Below are 19,655 nucleotides of genomic sequence, written 5' to 3'. Positions count from 1 at the left end.
GATACCTCCTCTAAGAGTATTCTTCCTACTAAACAACTTCGATCAGTTTAGATTTCCCCGTTGTTCAATAATTACTCCCTTTTTTTGAAGTGCCTTGGAAAACTTAGGCATTTAGGTATCCTATGAGGTCCTTTCAGACATAATATAAAAGCGATTCGTAATTTTAAGAGAGGGCAGAGGGCTGATACTATGAGTATTCAACAACTTTATAAATCCACAGATACAGCAACTAATACTTTTCAATTCCCAGAACTGATCTTTGTTGAAGACCAGCTCCAAAATATACTCTCTAAAGCTGATGGTCTAATTCAACAAACCTGTTTGAATTTATTACAATCAGGCGGTAAAAGAGTTCGACCACTCCTGACGCTCTACAGCGGGATGTGCTTTGCCCCTTTAAATCCTTTAATGCTTAAAGCTTCTGTCGCTGCAGAATTGATCCACATGGCCTCCCTAATTCACGATGATGTGATTGATAAATCTGAAATGCGGCGTGGTAAACCGACAACAAATTCCCTTTACGGAGACTACGCTGCCGTTCTTACAGGAGATTATCTCTTTGCGGAAGCTTTCAACATCCTCTCATCAGAACAATTATTGTCAAGCATGAAATTTTTTGTTGAAGCAATTCAGGCGATGTGCAACGGAGAAGTAAATCAAGCAGAAGAACAATTTTCCGTCACAATCGGAACAGATCATTATTTTAAAAGAATTGCCCAAAAAACGGGCATCCTTTTAGCCGCTTGCTGTCAATCGGGGGCTCAATTGGCTAATGCCGGTGCTGAGGAAATTCTCTGTTTTAGAGAATTTGGTTTAAATATCGGTTATGCTTATCAAATTACCGATGACATTTTGGATTTCAGGGGAGACTCAATGTCATTAGGCAAACCTGTTGGCGCAGATCTTTTGAACGGAAATATGACTCTGCCCATTCTTTATCTTTTGGATAACCCCATCTATGGAAATTGGCTCAGGGAGATTCTGAGAACACGCCAAATTACCGATCAAGGACTTTTCAGCATCACTGAGGCTTTGCTCAATGCCGGCTGCCTTGAGCACGCCTATTTAACCGCTACGCAATGTGTTAACAAAGCGAAGGCCAGCTTGAGCAAAATCCCGGCAAGCCCTTATCGGACAGCCCTTATTACCCTCTCGGATTCCATAATGCAACGTACTTTTTAAAGAAGTTGGCGTTTTCTCAGCTGACGGCATAACCAATAGAGAATCCTTACTCCCGTTCCACTTTTGCCAAGCAGTTGCTTGGTAATCAGCCGGATATCTCGGTCCTGACTTTTTTCGTCAGACAGATACATAGCCAAAAGTCCCTGAATAACCGCCCGTTCAAATTTCGGATACCTGAGCGAGAGCGACAGTTTAAAGGAATTAGCGACGAAAAGCTTTAAACGCGCAGCTACCCGCCGGGAATCAGAATAATAAGCTACAAAATTCAGTTGTCCCGTTTCCCGATCTTCTCTCAGATCAATAAAATAATCCAGCAAAATATGCAGCCCGCAAATCCAAGGAAAGTAAGCCTGACGAATTTTTTTAACCTCTTCCCTTTTTAAGCGCAAATCATAGGAAAGCGCATAGAAGCAAAAAATCCCCAGAGTCGATCCTGTCGCAGCCGCAAATTCCCAAGCAGTTATTGCCGGGTATTCTTTTAGGTAAGGTTCAATCCAATTCAACATCATTGATTCCCGCTGCTCAACAGCTAAATGTTTATAGGTTTGCAAATGGGAATAGAGCTTTGCCAATTCCAGAGCATCTTCCTGAACGATGCTGTACGAGGGGAGACTGTCAAGACCTGCTTGGCAGGTTCTGACTAATTGTTCAAGGTACCCCCCATCGTCACGATAAGGATAATATTTATAGTAATCAGAAAGAGCTGCCTGAGGGAGTAAGGCTTCCTCCATAGCCAAATGCAATTGAGCAAATGCCAGCTCATCCTCGACTTCCAAGCTATCGACTAAGTTATCAAGATAATCGCTCATAGTCTGATAGGCTACTATAAAACGAACGGTTTCTTCTCGCTTCACACCTGGATATAGGGCGTAAACACTGCCTCCTTGACAGTGAAACGCTTTTAGACGGATACTTTCCTGAGCTTGCCTGCTCAGACGAGAATCCGGTATCTGTTCAGCCCTTTGTCTCCAAATTGTCAGTTCTTGTTTAACCAGAGGAAAAATTTTGGCAACAAAATTATAAATTAATGTCGCCCGGTTTATAGATCTAACGTTCGTTACCTCCACGTCTGCTCTCCTTGCTTTACTGAAAAATTGGACCCTGCCTCCATAGTCTTGCCAAAAATTCCTTCTCTTCAACCTTTTCCGGGAATTTTCATTTCTGCCGGGAGAAAGCATAAGGATTAAATATTCCCTGACAGCAGCAAAAAGACGAGGCTCAGTTCGCCTCGTCTTCACATTTTTATTATTCAACTTTGTCTAATTTAGCCGATTTATTTTCCGTAGGGTTTTGAACTATGTCATCGCCTTGGCTTGCGCTTTTAAACTCTTTGATCCCTTTGCCTAAAGCTTTCCCTACGTCCGGTAATTTTCCAGGACCAAAAATAACGAGTGCTATAACGAGAAAAATACCTGCCTCCAACGGAGACACTAATCCAAACGTTGCCAGCATTTAATCCACCTCCATAAATCTTTAACTGTTAACACAGCAACAACTGCAACCACTTAAAAATTAAAATCCAGCATACCTAATCCTATCGTATTGTGGGACAAGACGCAATATGTTTTTTATGGAAAGTTGGAAAAAGACTGCTTACAGCAAGTCTTTTTCCACAACGTTCCAAAGTTCGCAGCAAAACTTGCCTGTTTAAGTTTATTTTTCTTTAAATAACTCTGCATAAATCTGATACAAATTCCAAATAACGTCCAATAATTCACCTTGAGCGCTCAGGACATTCAAGCCAAGCTCCTTGGCCTCCCGGTGTCCAATAGGATATCCATGAGAATAATAGCCCTCTGTTAAAGCCCGAACTACGGTTTCAACACGCTCCGGTGAATTCTTAAACATGTAGTTAGTCATCAATATTTCCGCATATTGACGCGAAGCTTTAATGGTTTTTTCATAATCACCAATAAGCCAGGGATCAAGTTTATTTAACATAGGAGTAGCCATAAAAGAAGCAATTTCCGGATCACTACTCGTGGTAATGGATCGTTGCAAATAATCAAAACAGTGCCAAACAGCTTGAACCGGTACGAGAATATCTTTATACACAGGGTGTTTGACTAAAGGATCAATAGGTCCCAATTCGGAAAGCGGCCCCATAACCACCTCATCAGCCCCAAGCACCATCATCGAAGCCGCAGATTTCGCCACATAGGGAACAATAATCGAAAACTCCTGGCAAAATTCCCGAATTAACATGACTACTTTATAAGGAGTGTCGACGGTCCCTCCATAACTGTGCAAAATTAAGTCAATTTTCGGAGTAGGACCGATCTCTTTAAGTTGTCTGTATAAAGGAACTAAGATGGAATCATCAAGGGTGGAATAAGAAAAATAGACTAAGACCTTAGATTTCCGCAATTGTTCTAACCGTTCAAGCAAGTATACGCGATCTTCTACGTTCAAACCAAGTCCCCTCCCAGCCATCCTCACATTCCATATTATTCCAACAGGTATGTGCCGGTGTATGTCCGAGATAGCAAGGAGTTTTATACTTTTCAATACTTTATCTGCTTGAATCGGTACTAGGAAGGTTTCTTAGGCAGAGTAACCTTGACGTTCGATTTTGTGTGACAACTTTGGCAAAATTCCTCTCCGCCAAGCCCCTTTTTTTCATGGCAGGGATAACATTGCTTCCAGGGCTGTTGATTGTTCATCACCGCATAGCCATGTCCGTGAGGCCCATTAATCCATGTATCTTTGGGAATTGTGGAATGCGGATTCGATGGATCGTGATTCTGAGAAACTATTATCACCGCAACCAAAGCACCCAATAAAGCAACCGAAATAATCGTTCTGAAAACGCGTTTTCTATTCATTGAATTACGCTCCCTCTGTCAGCATGCACTTCTTTCGCTCTAATCATACATTCAGAGAGTTTTCATAACGAGACGGGCTTGTTCAAGTGTATTATCAATGTCCGAGTCCGTATGAGCTGCCGATAAGAAAACAGCCTCATATTGGCTCGGCGCCAAATAAATCCCATGTTCCAGCATACCTTTGAAATACTTGGCAAAGCGTTCGACATTGGAAGTGCAGGCGCTGGCATAATCTTTGACAGGTACTTCCGTGAAAAAGACGGAAAACATGGCACCAAGCGCATTCACCCAAACAGGAAAGCCTGCTTCCTGAACAATAAGCCTTAAACCTTGAGCTAAACGAGCCGTCTTGCGGTTCAGCTCCTCATAAACACCGGGCCGCTGTAATAACTTCAAGGTAATTAAGCCGGCATTCATAGCCAAAGGATTGCCGGACAGGGTCCCGGCCTGATAGATCGGACCGCTGGGCGATATTTGCTCCATAAAACGCCTCTTCCCGCCATAAGCCCCTACCGGCAGCCCGCCGCCAATAACCTTGCCCAAACAGGTTAAATCAGGATCAATCCCATAATAGGCCTGAGCTCCACCGTAACTGATCCGAAATCCGGTCATAACTTCATCAAAAATCAACAGCGCTCCATATTCTTCTGTCAAACGGCGAACACCCTGCAGGAAACCTTCTTCCGGCAGGACAACCCCCATATTGCCCGTCACCGGTTCGAGGATGACAGCTGCAATCTCCTCCCCTTCCCGTTGAAAGATCTCCCTTAGTCCTTCCAGATCATTATATTGAGCAGAGATCGTTGAAGCCGCTGTTTGAGCCGGAACACCCGGAGATGTCGGCACTCCGAAAGTCAAGGCACCACTTCCGGCCTTAATTAAAAGCTGATCGGCATGCCCATGATAACAGCCTTCAAACTTAACAATCTTCGTTCTGCCGGTGACTCCCCGCGCCAGGCGCAAGGCACTCATAGTCGCTTCCGTCCCGGAATTAACCATACGGATCATTTCCATTGAGGGGTATGCTTTGATAACCTCCTCGGCAAGAACGGTTTCTATTTCTGTCGGTGCCCCATAACTTGTTCCCCGCTCAGCCACTTTTTTAATCGCGGCCACCACGTCAGGATGAGCATGACCAACAATCAGCGGGCCCCAGGAACCTACATAGTCAAGATAGCGGTTGCCATCAATATCCCAAAGATAGGCACCCTCGGCATGATCAATAAACACCGGATCTCGGCCCACCGATTTAAACGCCCGCACCGGGGAATTGACACCGCCGGGAATTACCTTTTTCGCCTGAGCAAAGGCTTGACTGCTTTTCCTATCCACAAAGGGCAAAAGAATGACCCCCTTTTCGTCAATGAAATTCTTCTTCAAGGAAATATTGCATACTGCTCTTTTTTAACTCCGCAGTACTAAAAAGCATCGAATATTCAGGGATACCTGTCGCTTGAGAAATCCTCTTCATGACTTCCCCGCAATCCTCAATCGTTTTACCATGGATCATGGTGTACAGGTTATAAGGCCAGTCAGGAAGAGGTGACCTTTGATAGCAATGACTTACCTCTTTAAACTGCGCCATGGTCTTCCCGACCTCTTCAGCCTTCGCCGTTTCAACTTGCCAAACCCCCATGGAATTGGCCACAAAACCTGCTTTTTGGTGCCGCAAAACTGCCCCAAAGCGGCGCAGGACTTTGGCCTCCAGCAATCGCTGGACAGATGAGATTAATTTTTCGACAGGCCAATTAAGGGTTTCTGCCCAGACTGTAAAGGGTGTTGAAGAATCCGGCAAATCTCCTTGGATCACCTGAATAAGAGCAATGTCCTCATTCGTCAAATCATAGGGACGGCCGTTAAACCTCTGTGCCCCCTGCTCGCCTTCGTTGTCGAAAGCATTAAACCCTTCTTCTTGACTATCTTCATCATCTGTAAAATCAAAGTTAACCTTAATTTTAAATAAACGTGTAGCCGGCAAGCTGAAGACCTCAGGTATTTCTAAGGCAGTACGAATGGATTGAATGATACCTTTGGCAGCCTCTTCCGAGCGGGCAATTAAGGTAAACCAAATATTATACTCATGATTTCGAACATAGTTATGGGTAACACCCGGAATTTTATTGAGCAGCTCAGCCAGAACAGGAATTTTTTCTTCCGGAACTTTTGCCGTGCACAAGGTGCTGAAATAGCCTAAGCGCCAAGAATCAAAGACCCCGCCCAAACGGCGGATGATTCCCTCCTGACGAAGTCTCTGAATACGTGAGAAAGCCTCTTCTTCTGCCGTTCCCACACATTTTCCCAAGATTTCATAAGGATGAACAGCAATTGGAAATTGATTTTGAATCGCATTAAGCAAAGCGCGATCAAGAGAATCCATACTAAGCCCCCTTTCTTCCGTGATACAAGCGCCACGGCTCCTCTGCCATGTAATCTCCTTCATTATAGAAAGCCGCCCGTGCCCGGCAGCCACCATCTCTATAACAATGGTCACAAAACATCTTACAGGCATTCGTTGTATGCCAAGGTACGATCACAAATGCTCCTCCTCTTTTAACCAGCGTGCTACATCAAGAGCATGATAAGTGATCAGCAAATCCGCACCGGCGCGTTTCATGCTTACCAAGGCTTCCATCACAATACGTTTCTCATCGATCCAGCCCTGAGCGGAAGCTGCTTTAACCATGGCATACTCCCCACTGACGTTATAAGCGGCGACAGGCAGCCCAAACCGTTCTTTGGTACGGTAAATAATATCTCCGAAAGCCAAGGCAGGCTTGACAATAATCAAGTCCGCGCCCTCTTCGATATCCAGGGCCGTTTCCAACATCGCTTCATTCCCATTGGGCGGGTCCATCTGATAGGTACGGCGGTCTCCGAATTGAGGGGCTGAGCCTGCCGCTTCCCGGAAAGGTCCGTAAAATCCGGAGGCAAATTTGGCCGAATAAGCCATGATCGGAACATGGGAATACCCTTCCCGATCAAGGGTTTCGCGAATAGCGGCTACTCTTCCATCCATCATGTCGGAGGGAGCCACCATGTCCGCCCCCGCACGAGCGTGTGAAAGAGCTGTTTTGGCCAAAAGATCCAAGGTTGGATCGTTCAAAATCCGGCCCTGGTCAATTATCCCGCAATGCCCGTGGTCTGTGTACTCGCAGAGACAGACATCCGTAATTACATAAAGTTCGGGGTAATGCTGTTTAGCCAGGCGCACTGCCTCCTGTACAATCCCGTGTTCATGATAGGCTCCCGAGCCCACGCTGTCTTTACTTTCCGGAAGTCCAAAGAGCAAGACTGCAGGTATCCCTAACTTTACCACTTCACCCAAGGCAATGACAAACTCATCCAGGGAGAAATTATAAACTCCGGGCATTGAGGAAACCTCCACCCTTTGTTTCTGCCCCGGCATGACAAACATGGGATAAATCAAATCGTCGATACGAAGATGGTTTTCCCGAACCATCCTCCGGATCGTCTCACTAGCCCGCAAACGCCGCGGTCTCCGTTTAAGTTCCATACTACTGCTCCTCCTTAAGATAACTCAAAATAGCCTTCTATAGCGTAATCCTGATCACAGAATACCAAAACTTGCCGGGTACCCTGAGGATATTTTCTTCCTAGCTTTGGCACGTGAAGCCGCCCGGCAGCCTTTAAACACTTTTACTTCCTCACAGTGAAAAGAAATTGCTTAGCAAGAGACTAACTATTGCTAAGCGGACCTGAGATACTTTTATTTCTGGGATTGGAGTCCGATCTCCTCATCCGTCAAATAACAGGCAGGGTCCGATTCCCAGAAATCTCCGGTAACGGCTTCAGCACGTGTCCGGAAATTCCCGTTGCACATATCCAGGAACTTGCAGGCGGCACATCGCCCTTTCAGCAAGGCCTTGCGGTCTTTTAAGCCGGCTAAAATAGGATGAGACAGATCCGTCCAAATATCCCCGATTTTACGCTCGCGGATATTGCCAAAAGTAATATGCTGGGTAAATTGGTCAGGATGCACATTGCCAAGAGGATCAACTTCGCCGAAAGCAATTCCCGACCGGTTCCCGCCATTTAAGCCAATCAGGGCTTTAATCCTTGCCGCCCTGACAGGGTCCTCTTTTAAGGCCTGAAGGTACAGATACACTCCATCACAGTGATTATCGACAGTTAAGATTTCCTTCTTTAAACCGCGTTCTTCAAAATCCCGAGTCCGCCGAATAATAGTATCCATGGCTTGACGAGATTCCTCCGGCGTCACGTCTTCGGCAATCATTTGATTTCCGCGTCCCGAATAAACCAAGTGGTAAAAGCAAACCCGGTCAATATTTTCCTCTTCAATAAAATCAAAGATCTTGTCCAATTCTTTAATATTATGATGGTTAATCGTAAAGCGCAGACCCACTCTTTGCTCTACAGCAACACAGTTTTGAATTCCTTGCATCGCTGCCTGAAATGCTCCTTCTTTGCCCCGGAACTTGTCGTTGACATCTTTAAGTCCGTCAAGAGAGATACCAACATAGGAAATTCCAATCTCTTTGATGCGCTTGGCCACTTCCGGCGTAATCAGAGTGCCGTTTGTCGACAAAGTGACTCGCAATCCCCGGGAAATAGCATACTCTGCCAGCTCAAAAAAATCCGGCCGGATCAAAGGCTCTCCTCCGGAAAAGAGAAGAACGGGAGATTTAAACTCCGCTAAATCATCAATAAACCGTTTGGCTTCCTCCGTAGTCATTTCCCCTTGATATTTCTGGGAATCGGATTCCATATAACAATGTGCACATTTCAGGTTGCAGGTTTTGGTGGAATTCCAGACAATGACCGGTCCGGAATCAACCGTCGTACCGTTTCGGGCACCGTGAGAGTGCTTGCTGTAACGCAGAGAGTCGCCGAAATACTCCGTATCAAATAAAAGCTTTGTCACGCTGATCATGTTTTATTTTCCCTCCATTAATGCTTGAACGAGTCCTCCAATCGTATACTGAGCAGCTTCTTTGTCAATCCTTAGCCCCAGCTCCTGCGCGGTGGCACTCGTAATCGGTCCGATAGAATAAAGAGAAACGCCGTTCAAAAGAGCTACCTCGCCATCTAAAAGATTTACAAAGTTGCGCACCGTCGAAGAGCTGGTAAAAGTGACCGCCTGAATTTCCTTTTCGCGGAGCAGGCGCTGCAGCTCTTCCCGATTGGCGCCGCCGAGGACCGTTTTGTAAACCGGCACATCCCAGACATCCGCGCCCATAGCTTTCAGAGACTCAGGCAAAACGTCCCGCGCTTCTTCAGCCCGGGCCAAGAGTACTCTTTGGCCAGCTGAAACACGGCCTTTAAGTCCTTCGACAATTTTCTCCGCCCGGTATTCTTCCGGAACGAAAGCAACACGCAGTCCTTTCTTGTCCAAGGCTGCTTGGGTGGCGGGACCAATAGCCACAATTTCCAGTCCGGCCAGATCGCGAACATCCCGCTCCTGACGTTTAAGCTCTACAAAAAATTCCTCGACACCATTAACACTCGTGAAGACGAGCCAATCAAAGGTTTTCAGGCTGTCAATTGCTTTCACCAGATACGATTTGTCCGAAGGAGGGGCAATTTCAATCGCCGGAAATTCCCAGGCCTCTCCGCCCAAAGCCTCAATAGCCTGTGACAACTCACTGGCCTGATGACGAGCCCGGGTCACGACAATCTTTTGCCCAAACAACGGTCTCTTTTCAAACCACTGAAGTTTTTCCCTCAGAGAGACGACTTCGCCGACAATAATAATCGATGGATTCGTGAATCCTTCTTTTATAACTTCTGAGGATATAGTGTCAAGTTGTCCTACAAGAGTGCGCTGTTCCGGGCGAGTGCCCCATTGAATAATTCCTACGGGGGTCGTCGCTTTCTTGCCGTTTTCCATTAACTTCTCGGCGATTAAGGGCAGGTTTTCCATGCCCATGAGAAATATGAGCGTACCATGAGTCTGGGCAAGGTGCTCCCAATGAATAGAGGTTGCATTTTTCGTAGGGTCTTCATGACCCGTAATGACCGCAAAAGAAGAGGTTAAATCCCGGTGGGTCACCGGAATACCGGCATAGGCCGGTACGGCGATAGCAGAGGTGATACCCGGTACAACTTCAAACTGAACCCCTGCACCGAGTAACGCCTCTGCCTCCTCTCCTCCCCTGCCAAAAACAAAAGGATCTCCTCCTTTTAAGCGGGTCACTATTTTCCCTTCCAAAGCTTTATCGACGATAAGCCGGTTAATTTCTTCCTGTTTTAGCGTATGGCGATCCGGAGATTTTCCCACATAGATAAGTTCGCAATCCGGACGAGCTAATCTTAAAAGGCGCCGTGAAGCCAAACGATCGTAGACCAAAACATCAGCTTTAGCTATGCATTCTGACCCTTTAATGGTAATCAGTTTCGGATCTCCGGGACCGGCACCTACCAAATATACATATCCTTTAGTCAATCTAAAACACTCCTATTCAATCATCTCACGAGCTTATTTATATAATATACTATCTTAAAATATATTTAAATAAAGACATCTCTTTTCCACTCTATCCGGCCCTGAACAGTCGGGGCCCCTTGAATCGTGAGGCAACGGATCTCTTGTCTTAACCCGCTTAAGTCAGGCCTCAATCAAGACATCAGGAGTTAACGTATCTCAGCTAAAATTGAATTAGCGCCTAAATTTATCAATTGCTTGGCCACATCGTTTCCTACGGTCTCGGGATCATACCCCCGGGCCTCAGCGCGAATCAAACGAACTCCGTCAAGGCTCGCTACCATTCCTTTAAGTACAATTTGCCCGTCCAACACCTGGGCCAAAGCGCCTATGGGAACCTGACATCCTCCTTCAAGCGCGCGCATCAGGGCACGCTCCGCCCGCACCGCTTTTTCCGTTATTTCATGCTTAAGGGGCCTCAGCAGTTCCTGAATATCCGGGCGATCTTCAGCAATCTCTATAGCAATAGATCCCTGACCAACGGCGGAAAGCATGACATCTTCCGGTAATACCTGAGTTATCCTCTCTTCCCAGCCTAAACGTTTTACACCGGCGGCAGCCAAAACAATCCCTGCCATCTCGGATTCCTGCAGCTTTCTCCAGCGTGTTTGCAGATTTCCCCGTAAATCCATGAAGCCAAGCTCAGAACGGTAATGCTTAAGCTGGGCTTTGCGCCGCAGACTGCTGGTACCAACAAGTGCTCCCGGCGGCAATTCCTCAAGAGGAATCCCCCGTTTGCTCAAGAATACGTCCCTTGGTTCTTCCCGTTCGCAACAGGCACCGATGAGTAACCCGCCCGGCAATAGCGTCGGCATATCTTTGAGACTGTGGATTGCCATATCAAGCTGCCTATTTAACAAACCGTTTTCCAGTTCTTTCGTAAATAATCCTTTATCTCCGATTTTAGCCAAAGGAACGTCGAGAATCTTATCTCCTTTTGTTTTCATAGGAATAAGTTCAAATTGCTGCTGAGGATATAAATTGGTCAACTGCTGTTTAACCCACTCGGCTTGCCACAACGCTAATTGGCTGTCCCGAGTTCCAATACGAATTTTTGTCATTCTGCCCTCCCATGAAACATATGCCCGGCTTTGTGATGATTCACTGATTTAACTTGACGCATGTTTTCTCCCTCGACATCTAAAGCAAAAAGGTTCTGTAAAATTTCTGTATAAAGATGCCCTTGATTTGTTGTGGCGTACTCTTTCAAATTCGTGATCGGTATATGCAAAAGATGATTAACAATAGAATTAGCCATGGAGCGCACTATTTTTTCCTGTTTCGGTGTCAAGCTTCCCAAACGTTCCATAGCCCGGCTCAATTGAAGTTCTTTAATCTGCTGCCCCTTTTGCTGCAAAGCGACAATAGTTGGAACGACAAACAAGGAATTGTGCCATTTAATGAAAAGGAGCATTTCTTCATCAATAATCTGTTCTGCTTTTTCAGCAGCCATTTCCCGTTCCTGGTGATGACGGTCAACAACTTGCCGCAAATCATCAATATCGAACAATGTTATAGAAGGGATACTTCCGACGTCAGGGTGAATATCCCGCGGTACGGCAATGTCAATGAGCAGCAAAGGACGCCCCTGGCGTTGATTCATGATCTCCAGCATTCGTTCCGGCAAAAGGACAAAATGAGAGGAAGCAGTTGCGGAAATTACAATATCCACTTTCACGAGGTACTTGTCCATATCGTCAAAACGTATGGCCAGACCGGAAAATTCATTAGCTAAGGTTACAGCCTTTTCATAAGACCGATTCGACACCAGGACCGTCGAAGCCCCTGCGGCAACCAGATTTTTAGCGGTAAGAGTGCTCATCTCTCCGGCTCCGACGATCAGAATTCCTTTACCCTCAAGTTCTCCGAAATGTTGTTTGGCAAGCTCAACCGCTGTATAACTGATGGAAACGGGATGCTGATCAATGAGTGTTTCCGTGCGAATTCGTTTTCCCACCGCTAAAGCAGTCTGGAAAAACACATTGACCGCTTTGTTGGTAACCCCCGCCTCGTTAGCCCGCTCATAGGCGTCGGCGACTTGTCCAAGAATTTGAGTCTCTCCCCGCACCATGGAATCCAAACCCGAAGTAACGCGAAACAGATGGCGTACAGCGTCATATAAAGTGTGTACATAAAGATACTGATTGAGGTGCTTTTCTTCAATGCCCTGATAATTGGCTAAGAACTGTTTAATCGCCGAGATGCCTATTTCCACATCCGTTGTCGCGGCATAAACCTCCGTGCGATTGCAGGTGCTGAGAATGACTACCCCTTCAAGACCGTGATAATTTTTAAGCCCTCTTAAAACCTCTTTCATTTTAGAGGGATGGAAACTCATCTTTTCGCGAATTTCAACCGGAGCGCTACGATAATTTAATCCAACAGCGACAGGAAACAACCCTCGATCACTCCTTCCGCTTCGGCTGAACGGCCTGCCTTTATAAGTTCTCTAACGTCTCCATCCGTGACCCGATCCCAGAAAACGCCCCGTTTTTCCGGCTCTAACTTAGTCTTAGCCGAAGTTCGCCATTTTTTGAGTAAACGGAGATATTCCGCCATTTCAGAACCATACAAATCTTCCAGCTCAGCACGAACCTGCCGCGCTACAATTGGACTGCTTCCTCCTGTAGACACTGCAATTTTCAAGTCCCCCCGTTCCAGCATTGAGGGCACAATAAAGCTGCATTTCTCCGGATCATCTACAACATTCACCGGACGGTGGTGAGCTCTGGTGTCCGCTGATACTTGGGCATTAACGTCCTCTTTTTCCGTGCAGGAAAAAACAAGGACAGCCTCTTGCAAATCCTCCGGAGAATATTCCTTCTCCAGCCAAATACATGACTTTCCATCAACAAGCTCTTGCAGTTCCGGAACAAGACGGGGTGAAACAATATAAACGACAGCTTCATGCTGTAAGAGGGTTTGAACTTTGCGCAAGGCCACAATCCCCCCTCCAACGACCAAAACCGGCTGAGCTTTTAAGTCCATAAATATTGGATAATATTGCGGCATGAAAGATATTCTCCTTCTCTTACTTTTGATACTCTCTTAATTCGTCTTATTTTACCACTTTCCTTGTTACAATTGAAATATCTCCCGGATTTTCATGGTAGAACTCAGCTTCTCGGGATTATTCCCCTATTGAGCATAAGAATGCAGGCCCGGTAAAAGGTAGTTGACTCCAAAGAAAGTAAACAACACAGCTGCAAAGCCCAATACCGCCATCCAGGCAGCCCTTTTTCCTTTCCAGCCGTACATTAACCTGGCATGCAAAAATGCTGCGTAAATGATCCAGGTAATTAGCGACCACGTCTCTTTGGGGTCCCAGGACCAATACGTCCCCCAAGCATAATCTGCCCATATCGCCCCCGTAATAATACAGAGAGTCAGAAGCGGAAAGGCAAAGCCAACGACCTTATAGGATAGTTCATCAAGAACGTCAAGGGAGGGAAAATAAGAAATAACTCCCCCGGACTTTGGCTTCGCTCCCTTATCCTCTTTGCCCGATTTTAACAGATACATGATCCCTAAGCCAAAGGATACGGCAAAGGCGCCATAGGCAAACATTGCCGTCACTACGTGAAAGGTCAGCCACTGGCTTTTCAGCGCCGGGGGGATAGCCTGGGCAATTCTCTCCTCCGGCCCCATTGTCATAATGATAAACATTAAAAGAATAAATGGTATGGGCATAACAAAAGCACCCAGGGACTTCAGCTTATAACGAAACTCGGCATACAGATAAACGGCAATAATTCCTCCCACAAAGGTCATCAAAAACTCATAGCCATTAGAAAGGGGCGGATGACCGGAAGTGATCATTCTTAAAATAATTGCGGCCAGATCGGCAAGCAAAGCGATCATTGTCATTGCCGTTGCCAAACGCCCAATAAACTCTTTCTTAGCGGCAATCCAAATCCAATACAGCAATACAGCCAGAGTACAGGCCAGGACAACAATGTCAAACATGGCTGTTTCAAGGTTTTCTAACATAGAGCGCCCCCCATTAATTATTTTGTGACAGAACTAACAAGCTGGTCCAAGGCCTCAAGGGATACAGCCTTTGCTTTCCCGGAAAATGCTCCTACCGTGAGAGTTCCTTCCCGGCCATTCTCAGAGTTTAAAATGCCCGAGAGGACAAGCGGCTGCCAGTAAAAAGCCAGCAACAGCCCGAGGACCAATAAGGCGCATCCCAGCCAGATAATAGCCACACCCGGATCTTTTTTAACTTGTAAACCTGTAAATCCGGCATAACTATCCAGAGTCAGCTTATAGGTTGACTGAACGTCAACCGTTTGCCCCAAGGACAGCTGGCCCGATTGGACCGGATCTGCTCCTGTCCCCTTATATACCTGATAAAGAGCCACTGCCTTCTGGGAAGAGCTTGGCGGCATAATGGATGTTGCAATAAGATAAAGATCCGTTCCCGGAGCCTGGTAATAATTTTGTCCCTGCTCCCGTAAAACCACCGGGATTTTTTCTCCCTTCATCTCCACGGTGAAACGGGCGCCATTGGAAAAACTGGCTTGGTAGAAAGTAACTCCTTTATACTCAAAAGGGTGATTCACAGATAAAGTCTTTCTTGCCACTTCTTGTCCATTTTCTAAAATGCTCATGTCTGTGTACCAATTATCCCGTTGACCATTGGGCAAAAATCGATCTTCCGCAGAATTAATGCGCACACTAAAGGTTTCGGAAACTTTTCCTTTGGAAAGCTCAATTTGCTGAAGGGGTATGGTTGTTCCGGCGCCTTCCATGAGATAGCCTTTAAACCCTAAGATAGACCCTAATAAAGCTCCGAGCACTAAAACCACAAAGGAAAGGTGGGTGATGAAAGATCCCCAGTGCCCCAGCCGTCGTTTAGCCGCAATAAAGCTCCATTGAGAAGAGTCCCCGCCGAGGATAACCCGGTATCCTTTTTGCTGCAAAAATTCCTGGACAGATTTTTGCAGCGACTGAACCTCACCTTTTACCACCCGGCTATTCTTTTGAGGAACCCTGGCAAGGATTGTCGGAGGAGCTAGTTGGAATGTTTGACGGTAGATACTCCCGAAGCGCTGAATACTGCACACAATAAGATTAATACACAAGAGACCCAGCAACAAGCGAAACCAAACAGTACTATATAGATGGGTAAATCCCAGGGTTTGCCACAGCTGTCCCACGGCCTGAGCTTTTTGAGGATCTTGCTCTGCCTGTGGAATCAAGGTTCCCAGCCCGGCAACAAGAGCGATAATCCCTAACAGGGCAAGTCCCATTTTCATGGAACTGAACGCTCTCCAGAGCCGGTCAACCCAGTTCTTTGAATTTTCCTCCATTTAACCTAACCCTCCCAATTTTTGGCCTATTAACGTAGTATTAACTCAATTTTTATGTTCTATGCGACATAAAACTTGGCAAGTCTAACCATATTGTACTCTATTCGAGCCCTGAATTCCATGCCAGACTCTCCAGCTATATACAATTTTCGACAGGCAACATGGTTTGTACTTGTTCGCTGAGCCCCGTGGAGGAAAACATTTCGTGAAATTTGTAACATGATTCGATATGAATCTGTTTATTAACAGCTTTATCCATGTTTAATAACATTTTCTTCACTGATTAACCACAATTCTACCACAAGTTAGTCCTTTAAATATACTCCAATTTATCCCAAGATATGGTATGATAGAATTACTCTTCTAAAAAAGGTTTTATTGAAAAAACCAAAGACTGGTGCCAAGCCCTCGACACTGGCAACTGCCTGATTGTCCTTAGGCAGGAGAAAATATTAACGAAGTTATGCTTTCTGAGAGTATAAAAAGAGCCTGTAATTAATACAGGACTCTCCTTTTTATTTTTGACAGATACCCTTAAAATTACTTGACTCTAAAATAATATCCTCTATGCTAGAATTTTCGAACCGCAATAAACTCCGCCAGATCTTCTAAGGCCTTTCGCGCCGGTACCTGAGGCAAATCTTGAAGATGTTTTTTAGCCTTTGCTATATAAGCATCTACAATTTGCATAGATTGATCAATGGCCCCTGTTGCTTTAATCAAATTAATAGTTTCTGTTACCTCGTCATCCGTCTTGTCTGCTTTTGCCAGCAAAACCCGGAGAGAAGCATCAGCCTGAGAGGATTGCAGGGCTAGGATCATAGGCAAAGTCATGATTCCTTGCCGCAGATCTCCGCCGATTGGTTTCCCAAATTCAGAAGGTTTTGCTGTGATATCTAAAACATCGTCAACAATCTGAAAAGCCATGCCCAAAGAATGCCCGTAAGCCCCTAAAGCCCAAACCTGACGTCTCGGGGCCTCTGAAACTAAAGCACCAAGTTTACAGCAGGCAGATATCAGCAAAGCGGTTTTGCGCTTTATGCGAAAATAATATTGTTTGAGGTTCTGCTCAACATCGAAAGAAGCTTTAATCTGCTGAATCTCCCCTTGGCACATTTCAACACTAACCTCAGCCAGAATGTGGGCAACCTCAGGGTGGTCTATTTGGGAGATAAGAATTAAGGCTTTCGCCAGCAAGTAGTCCCCTGTTTCGACAGAAACAATATTTCCCCAGTTTGCTTTGACCGTCGGCCTCCCCCGTCTTGTCACAGAGGCATCGACAACATCGTCGTGCACCAAGGTCGCCATATGAATGAGTTCTAAGGCCATAGCAACAGGGATAAGTTTTTCCGTCGAATAAGCATAGAATTTCCCGGCTAAGAGCGTAAAGGCCGGACGTAACCGTTTGCCGCCGGCAGCCAATAAATGGATACCCGAATCTTGGAGAATAGGATAATCCGTCTCCACAAATTTGGTCAGTCCTCTCTCAACCCGCTGAAGATCTGAATTTATCTGATTGAAGAGCCAGAGTTGTTTCAAAACCGATTCACCTGCTCGCACCCTTTTCTACATAAGATACCATATCTGATGGTAATTCCGCCAGCGGATCAGCTGGTTTTTCATCTTCAAATCTTAACAATTCTTCGTCTTTTTTGCAATCCTTTGTCTCACTCGCTGTCTGAGATGTCTTCGACTCCGGTAAATGCTCCGTTAAATCCAGGGCTTTATTTAATATATTACTCGGCGTCTCTATTGAACCTTGGATTTCTTTCGTTACATCTTGAGTCGCTTTGCGAATTTCATAGACCACCTTACCAATAGTTCGGGCGATTTCCGGTAAATCTTCAGGTCCAAACAAAACCAAAGCGATACCCAAAATTAGGAGGATTTCTGTAAAACTCATTTTTCTGCCCCCTTTAGCCACTAGCATATTCTTTGAACTATCTCATCCGTTTTTAACTCGGCTGCGAATAGTAATACTCCACTGAATTACAAATCTATGGTAAGTCAGGCGCTTCTCTAAGCCACAAGCTGTTTTTCTCTCTTTCGCTCAACGAGATATCCCAGCCAGATGCTGATTTCAAAGAGAAAGTACATGGGACCTGCCATAAGAAATTGAGTAAATAAATCCGGAGTGGGCGAAACAATAGCTGCCAAAATCACAATAATCAAAATGGCCCAGCGTCTTTTTTTCGCCAAAGTTTTAGGAGATAACACTCCGATCCGAATTAAGATCAGGAGAACAATCGGCAGTTGAAAGACGAGACCAAACGTCAAAAGGAAGGTTATAAGAAAACCCAAATAGGACGTTTTGGTAACAAAAGGTGTTGACTGAACCGTACCGCCGCCGGCATAGAGCAAAAACTTGATTCCCATCGGTAAGACGACATAAAAGCACAAGGCGGCTCCACTGAGAAACAACAGGACAGAACTGGGGACAATCATATAGAGGTATTTTTTTTCGTTTTGCTTTAAGGCCGGCAAAACAAACCCCCAAATCTGCCACAGTATAACAGGGAGAGCCAGGGTAACCCCAATACTTAAAGATACTTTCAGTTTAACCAACATAGGTTCCATGGGAGTCGTCGTTATGAACATAATATTCTTTAGCCTGGTCACCGGACTGGCTAAATAGGCAAAGGTCTGATCACTAATGAACCATCCGATGACAGTTCCCACAGCTACAGCATACGCAGCTATAACCAATACTTTACGAAGAGCAAGAACGTGTTCCAAAAGCGGCATATTGCCATCTCCACGTGATCGCCTGCGCATTCCGCTACACTTCCTTCCCGTAGACCTTTAACCATTCATAATACGTATTGCGCTGGACCGCCTGATAACCAGCATCTTCAATGCAACGGACGATTTCTTTTAAAGGAACACGAGTTTGTACTCCGGCAGCACGAACGACATTTTCCTCCAACATCGTACTGCCAAAATCATTAGCTCCAAAGCGCAGGGCCACTTGGGCCATTTTAGCCCCTTGAGTAACCCAGGAAGCCTGGATATTAGGCACATTATCCAGCATTAAACGTGCAACCGCCAGAGTCCGCAAATACTCAACCCCTGTACTGCCTTCTCCGCCCAGTTCCGTATTTGCCGGCGCGAAGCTCCAAGGTATAAAGGCCGTAAATCCGCCTGTGCGGTCTTGAGCCTCCCGAACGTGCACCATGTGCAAGATTCGTTCTTCAAAGGTCTCGACATGCCCAAACATCATCGTCGCAGTGGATTTCATGCCAAGGCTATGGGCTGTGGTCATTACCTCCATCCACTGTTGCCATTTTATTTTGTTCGGACTAATGAGATGCCGAACCCGATCTTCGAGAATCTCCGCTCCTCCCCCGGGAATTGAGTCCAAACCCGCATCTTTGAGGCGGCTAATAACTTCACTGAGGTTTAACTTCGATTTTTCAGCCAGATCCCAAATCTCAGGAGGACTAAAGGAATGTACATGAACTTTGAAATGAGCCTTGATGTCACGCAGCATCTCTTCGAAGTATTCCAGACCCAAATCAGGATGCAATCCTCCTTGAATCAAGAGCTGAGTTCCACCAACCGCCACTGTTTCTTCAATCTTAGCATGTAAATCATCCCTTGACAAAACAAATCCTTGCGCATCTCCGGGTTTGCAGTAATAAGCGCAAAACTTACACTGACAGGAACAGATGTTGGTATAATTGATATTTCTGTCAATCACAAAGGTCACAACGTTTTCCGGATGCATCTGCTTGCGAAGCAAGTCGGCTCCCTGCCCCAAAGAAAGCAGATCAGCATCTTGTAAAAGCCGGACCCCCTCAGCAACTGACAGCCGTTTTCCGGCTAAACGCTTCTCAATGATATGTAAGGTCTCTAAATCCAACGCCTACT

20 protein-coding genes are annotated in these 19,655 nt (G+C 45.8%); 1 reads left to right on the top strand and 19 read right to left on the bottom strand.

All coding sequences use genetic code 11. From position 1 onward, the window contains the following. Positions 1-189 precede the first annotated feature (189 nt). On the top strand, positions 190-1,182 hold the full coding sequence (locus REC12_RS24960; RefSeq protein WP_308898911.1) for a polyprenyl synthetase family protein: 993 nt from the start codon (positions 190-192) through the stop codon (positions 1,180-1,182). Here REC12_RS24960 and REC12_RS24955 read toward each other — a convergent pair. The 19 genes from REC12_RS24955 to mqnC form a co-directional block, all read right to left on the bottom strand. After that, complete coding sequence (locus tag REC12_RS24955) at positions 1,179-2,249, bottom strand: tetraprenyl-beta-curcumene synthase family protein (RefSeq protein WP_308898907.1); 1,071 nt, start codon at positions 2,247-2,249, stop codon at positions 1,179-1,181. The two genes, REC12_RS24960 and REC12_RS24955, sit on opposite strands and share 4 nt — an antisense overlap. Positions 2,250-2,427: 178 nt before the next feature. Beyond that, complete coding sequence (tatA, locus tag REC12_RS24950) at positions 2,428-2,634, bottom strand: twin-arginine translocase TatA/TatE family subunit (RefSeq protein WP_308898905.1); 207 nt, start codon at positions 2,632-2,634, stop codon at positions 2,428-2,430. Between the two features lie 201 nt (positions 2,635-2,835). Then, a complete protein-coding gene (locus REC12_RS24945; RefSeq protein WP_308898903.1) occupies positions 2,836-3,594 on the bottom strand; it encodes an SDH family Clp fold serine proteinase in 759 nt (252 codons plus the stop codon). A 119-nt stretch (positions 3,595-3,713) separates the two neighbouring features. Next, complete coding sequence (locus REC12_RS24940; RefSeq protein WP_308898900.1) at positions 3,714-4,007, bottom strand: hypothetical protein; 294 nt, start codon at positions 4,005-4,007, stop codon at positions 3,714-3,716. Positions 4,008-4,058: 51 nt separating this feature from the next. Beyond that, complete coding sequence (gene hemL / locus REC12_RS24935) at positions 4,059-5,348, bottom strand: glutamate-1-semialdehyde 2,1-aminomutase (protein ID WP_308898899.1); 1,290 nt, start codon at positions 5,346-5,348, stop codon at positions 4,059-4,061. 19 nt (positions 5,349-5,367) lie between these two features. Continuing rightward, positions 5,368-6,384 carry a siroheme decarboxylase subunit beta gene (gene ahbB, locus REC12_RS24930; protein ID WP_308898896.1) on the bottom strand — a complete coding sequence of 339 codons (1,017 nt, stop codon included), beginning with the start codon at positions 6,382-6,384 and terminating at the stop codon, positions 5,368-5,370. Between the two features lies 1 nt (position 6,385). Continuing rightward, the gene (locus tag REC12_RS24925; RefSeq protein WP_308899181.1) at positions 6,386-6,541 is read right to left on the bottom strand and encodes a hypothetical protein; all 156 of its coding nucleotides are present in this window, start codon (positions 6,539-6,541) and stop codon (positions 6,386-6,388) included. Beyond that, positions 6,538-7,521, bottom strand: coding sequence for a porphobilinogen synthase (hemB, locus tag REC12_RS24920; protein ID WP_308898893.1), 984 nt, complete (start codon positions 7,519-7,521; stop codon positions 6,538-6,540). Before hemB ends, REC12_RS24925 begins: the two co-directional genes overlap by 4 nt. A 213-nt stretch (positions 7,522-7,734) precedes the next feature. Further along, positions 7,735-8,919: a putative heme d1 biosynthesis radical SAM protein NirJ1 gene (gene nirJ1, locus REC12_RS24915; protein WP_308898891.1), complete on the bottom strand. Its 1,185-nt coding sequence runs from the start codon at positions 8,917-8,919 to the stop codon at positions 7,735-7,737. Between the two features lie 3 nt (positions 8,920-8,922). Continuing rightward, complete coding sequence (gene cobA, locus REC12_RS24910; protein WP_308898889.1) at positions 8,923-10,431, bottom strand: uroporphyrinogen-III C-methyltransferase; 1,509 nt, start codon at positions 10,429-10,431, stop codon at positions 8,923-8,925. A gap of 188 nt (positions 10,432-10,619) precedes the next feature. Continuing rightward, entirely contained in the window at positions 10,620-11,531 is a 912-nt protein-coding gene (gene hemC, locus REC12_RS24905) for a hydroxymethylbilane synthase (RefSeq protein ID WP_308898887.1), read from the bottom strand. Beyond that, positions 11,528-12,868, bottom strand: coding sequence for a glutamyl-tRNA reductase (hemA, locus tag REC12_RS24900; RefSeq protein ID WP_308898885.1), 1,341 nt, complete (start codon positions 12,866-12,868; stop codon positions 11,528-11,530). The genes hemC and hemA overlap by 4 nt, the downstream gene beginning before the upstream one ends. Continuing rightward, positions 12,844-13,482 carry a precorrin-2 dehydrogenase/sirohydrochlorin ferrochelatase family protein gene (locus REC12_RS24895; protein WP_308898883.1) on the bottom strand — a complete coding sequence of 213 codons (639 nt, stop codon included), beginning with the start codon at positions 13,480-13,482 and terminating at the stop codon, positions 12,844-12,846. Before REC12_RS24895 ends, hemA begins: the two co-directional genes overlap by 25 nt. Positions 13,483-13,608: 126 nt before the next feature. Further along, positions 13,609-14,460: a c-type cytochrome biogenesis protein CcsB gene (gene ccsB / locus REC12_RS24890; protein ID WP_308898882.1), complete on the bottom strand. Its 852-nt coding sequence runs from the start codon at positions 14,458-14,460 to the stop codon at positions 13,609-13,611. A 17-nt stretch (positions 14,461-14,477) separates the two neighbouring features. After that, positions 14,478-15,785 carry a cytochrome c biogenesis ResB family protein gene (locus REC12_RS24885; RefSeq protein WP_308898880.1) on the bottom strand — a complete coding sequence of 436 codons (1,308 nt, stop codon included), beginning with the start codon at positions 15,783-15,785 and terminating at the stop codon, positions 14,478-14,480. Between the two features lie 570 nt (positions 15,786-16,355). After that, positions 16,356-17,324, bottom strand: coding sequence for a polyprenyl synthetase family protein (locus REC12_RS24880; RefSeq protein ID WP_308898878.1), 969 nt, complete (start codon positions 17,322-17,324; stop codon positions 16,356-16,358). Positions 17,325-17,331: 7 nt separating this feature from the next. Beyond that, a complete protein-coding gene (locus tag REC12_RS24875) occupies positions 17,332-17,688 on the bottom strand; it encodes a Sec-independent protein translocase subunit TatA/TatB (protein WP_308898877.1) in 357 nt (118 codons plus the stop codon). Between the two features lie 116 nt (positions 17,689-17,804). Then, positions 17,805-18,560, bottom strand: a complete 756-nt coding sequence (tatC, locus tag REC12_RS24870; RefSeq protein ID WP_308898876.1) for a twin-arginine translocase subunit TatC — start codon at positions 18,558-18,560, stop codon at positions 17,805-17,807. A 4-nt stretch (positions 18,561-18,564) separates the two neighbouring features. Further along, a complete protein-coding gene (gene mqnC, locus REC12_RS24865; RefSeq protein WP_308898873.1) occupies positions 18,565-19,647 on the bottom strand; it encodes a cyclic dehypoxanthinyl futalosine synthase in 1,083 nt (360 codons plus the stop codon). Positions 19,648-19,655 lie beyond the last annotated feature (8 nt).

The organism is Candidatus Desulfosporosinus nitrosoreducens, from assembly GCF_030954495.1.
GTDB lineage: Bacteria > Bacillota > Desulfitobacteriia > Desulfitobacteriales > Desulfitobacteriaceae > Desulfosporosinus > Desulfosporosinus nitrosoreducens.
This window is presented reverse-complemented; position numbering and strand designations above follow the sequence as displayed.

Bases quoted from the DNA above. Each gene is read 5' to 3' on its own strand.
- nirJ1 (WP_308898891.1), bottom strand. From the start codon at position 8,919: ATGATCAGCGTGACAAAGCTTTTATTTGATACGGAGTATTTCGGCGAC.
- REC12_RS24875 (WP_308898877.1), bottom strand. From the start codon at position 17,688: ATGAGTTTTACAGAAATCCTCCTAATTTTGGGTATCGCTTTGGTTTTG.
- ccsB (WP_308898882.1), bottom strand. From the start codon at position 14,460: ATGTTAGAAAACCTTGAAACAGCCATGTTTGACATTGTTGTCCTGGCC.
- REC12_RS24940 (WP_308898900.1), bottom strand. From the start codon at position 4,007: ATGAATAGAAAACGCGTTTTCAGAACGATTATTTCGGTTGCTTTATTG.
- tatC (WP_308898876.1), bottom strand. From the start codon at position 18,560: ATGCGCAGGCGATCACGTGGAGATGGCAATATGCCGCTTTTGGAACAC.
- hemC (WP_308898887.1), bottom strand. From the start codon at position 11,531: ATGACAAAAATTCGTATTGGAACTCGGGACAGCCAATTAGCGTTGTGG.
- ahbB (WP_308898896.1), bottom strand. From the start codon at position 6,384: ATGGATTCTCTTGATCGCGCTTTGCTTAATGCGATTCAAAATCAATTT.
- REC12_RS24960 (WP_308898911.1), top strand. From the start codon at position 190: ATGAGTATTCAACAACTTTATAAATCCACAGATACAGCAACTAATACT.
- hemB (WP_308898893.1), bottom strand. From the start codon at position 7,521: ATGGAACTTAAACGGAGACCGCGGCGTTTGCGGGCTAGTGAGACGATC.
- tatA (WP_308898905.1), bottom strand. From the start codon at position 2,634: ATGCTGGCAACGTTTGGATTAGTGTCTCCGTTGGAGGCAGGTATTTTT.
- REC12_RS24895 (WP_308898883.1), bottom strand. From the start codon at position 13,482: ATGCCGCAATATTATCCAATATTTATGGACTTAAAAGCTCAGCCGGTT.
- REC12_RS24885 (WP_308898880.1), bottom strand. From the start codon at position 15,785: ATGGAGGAAAATTCAAAGAACTGGGTTGACCGGCTCTGGAGAGCGTTC.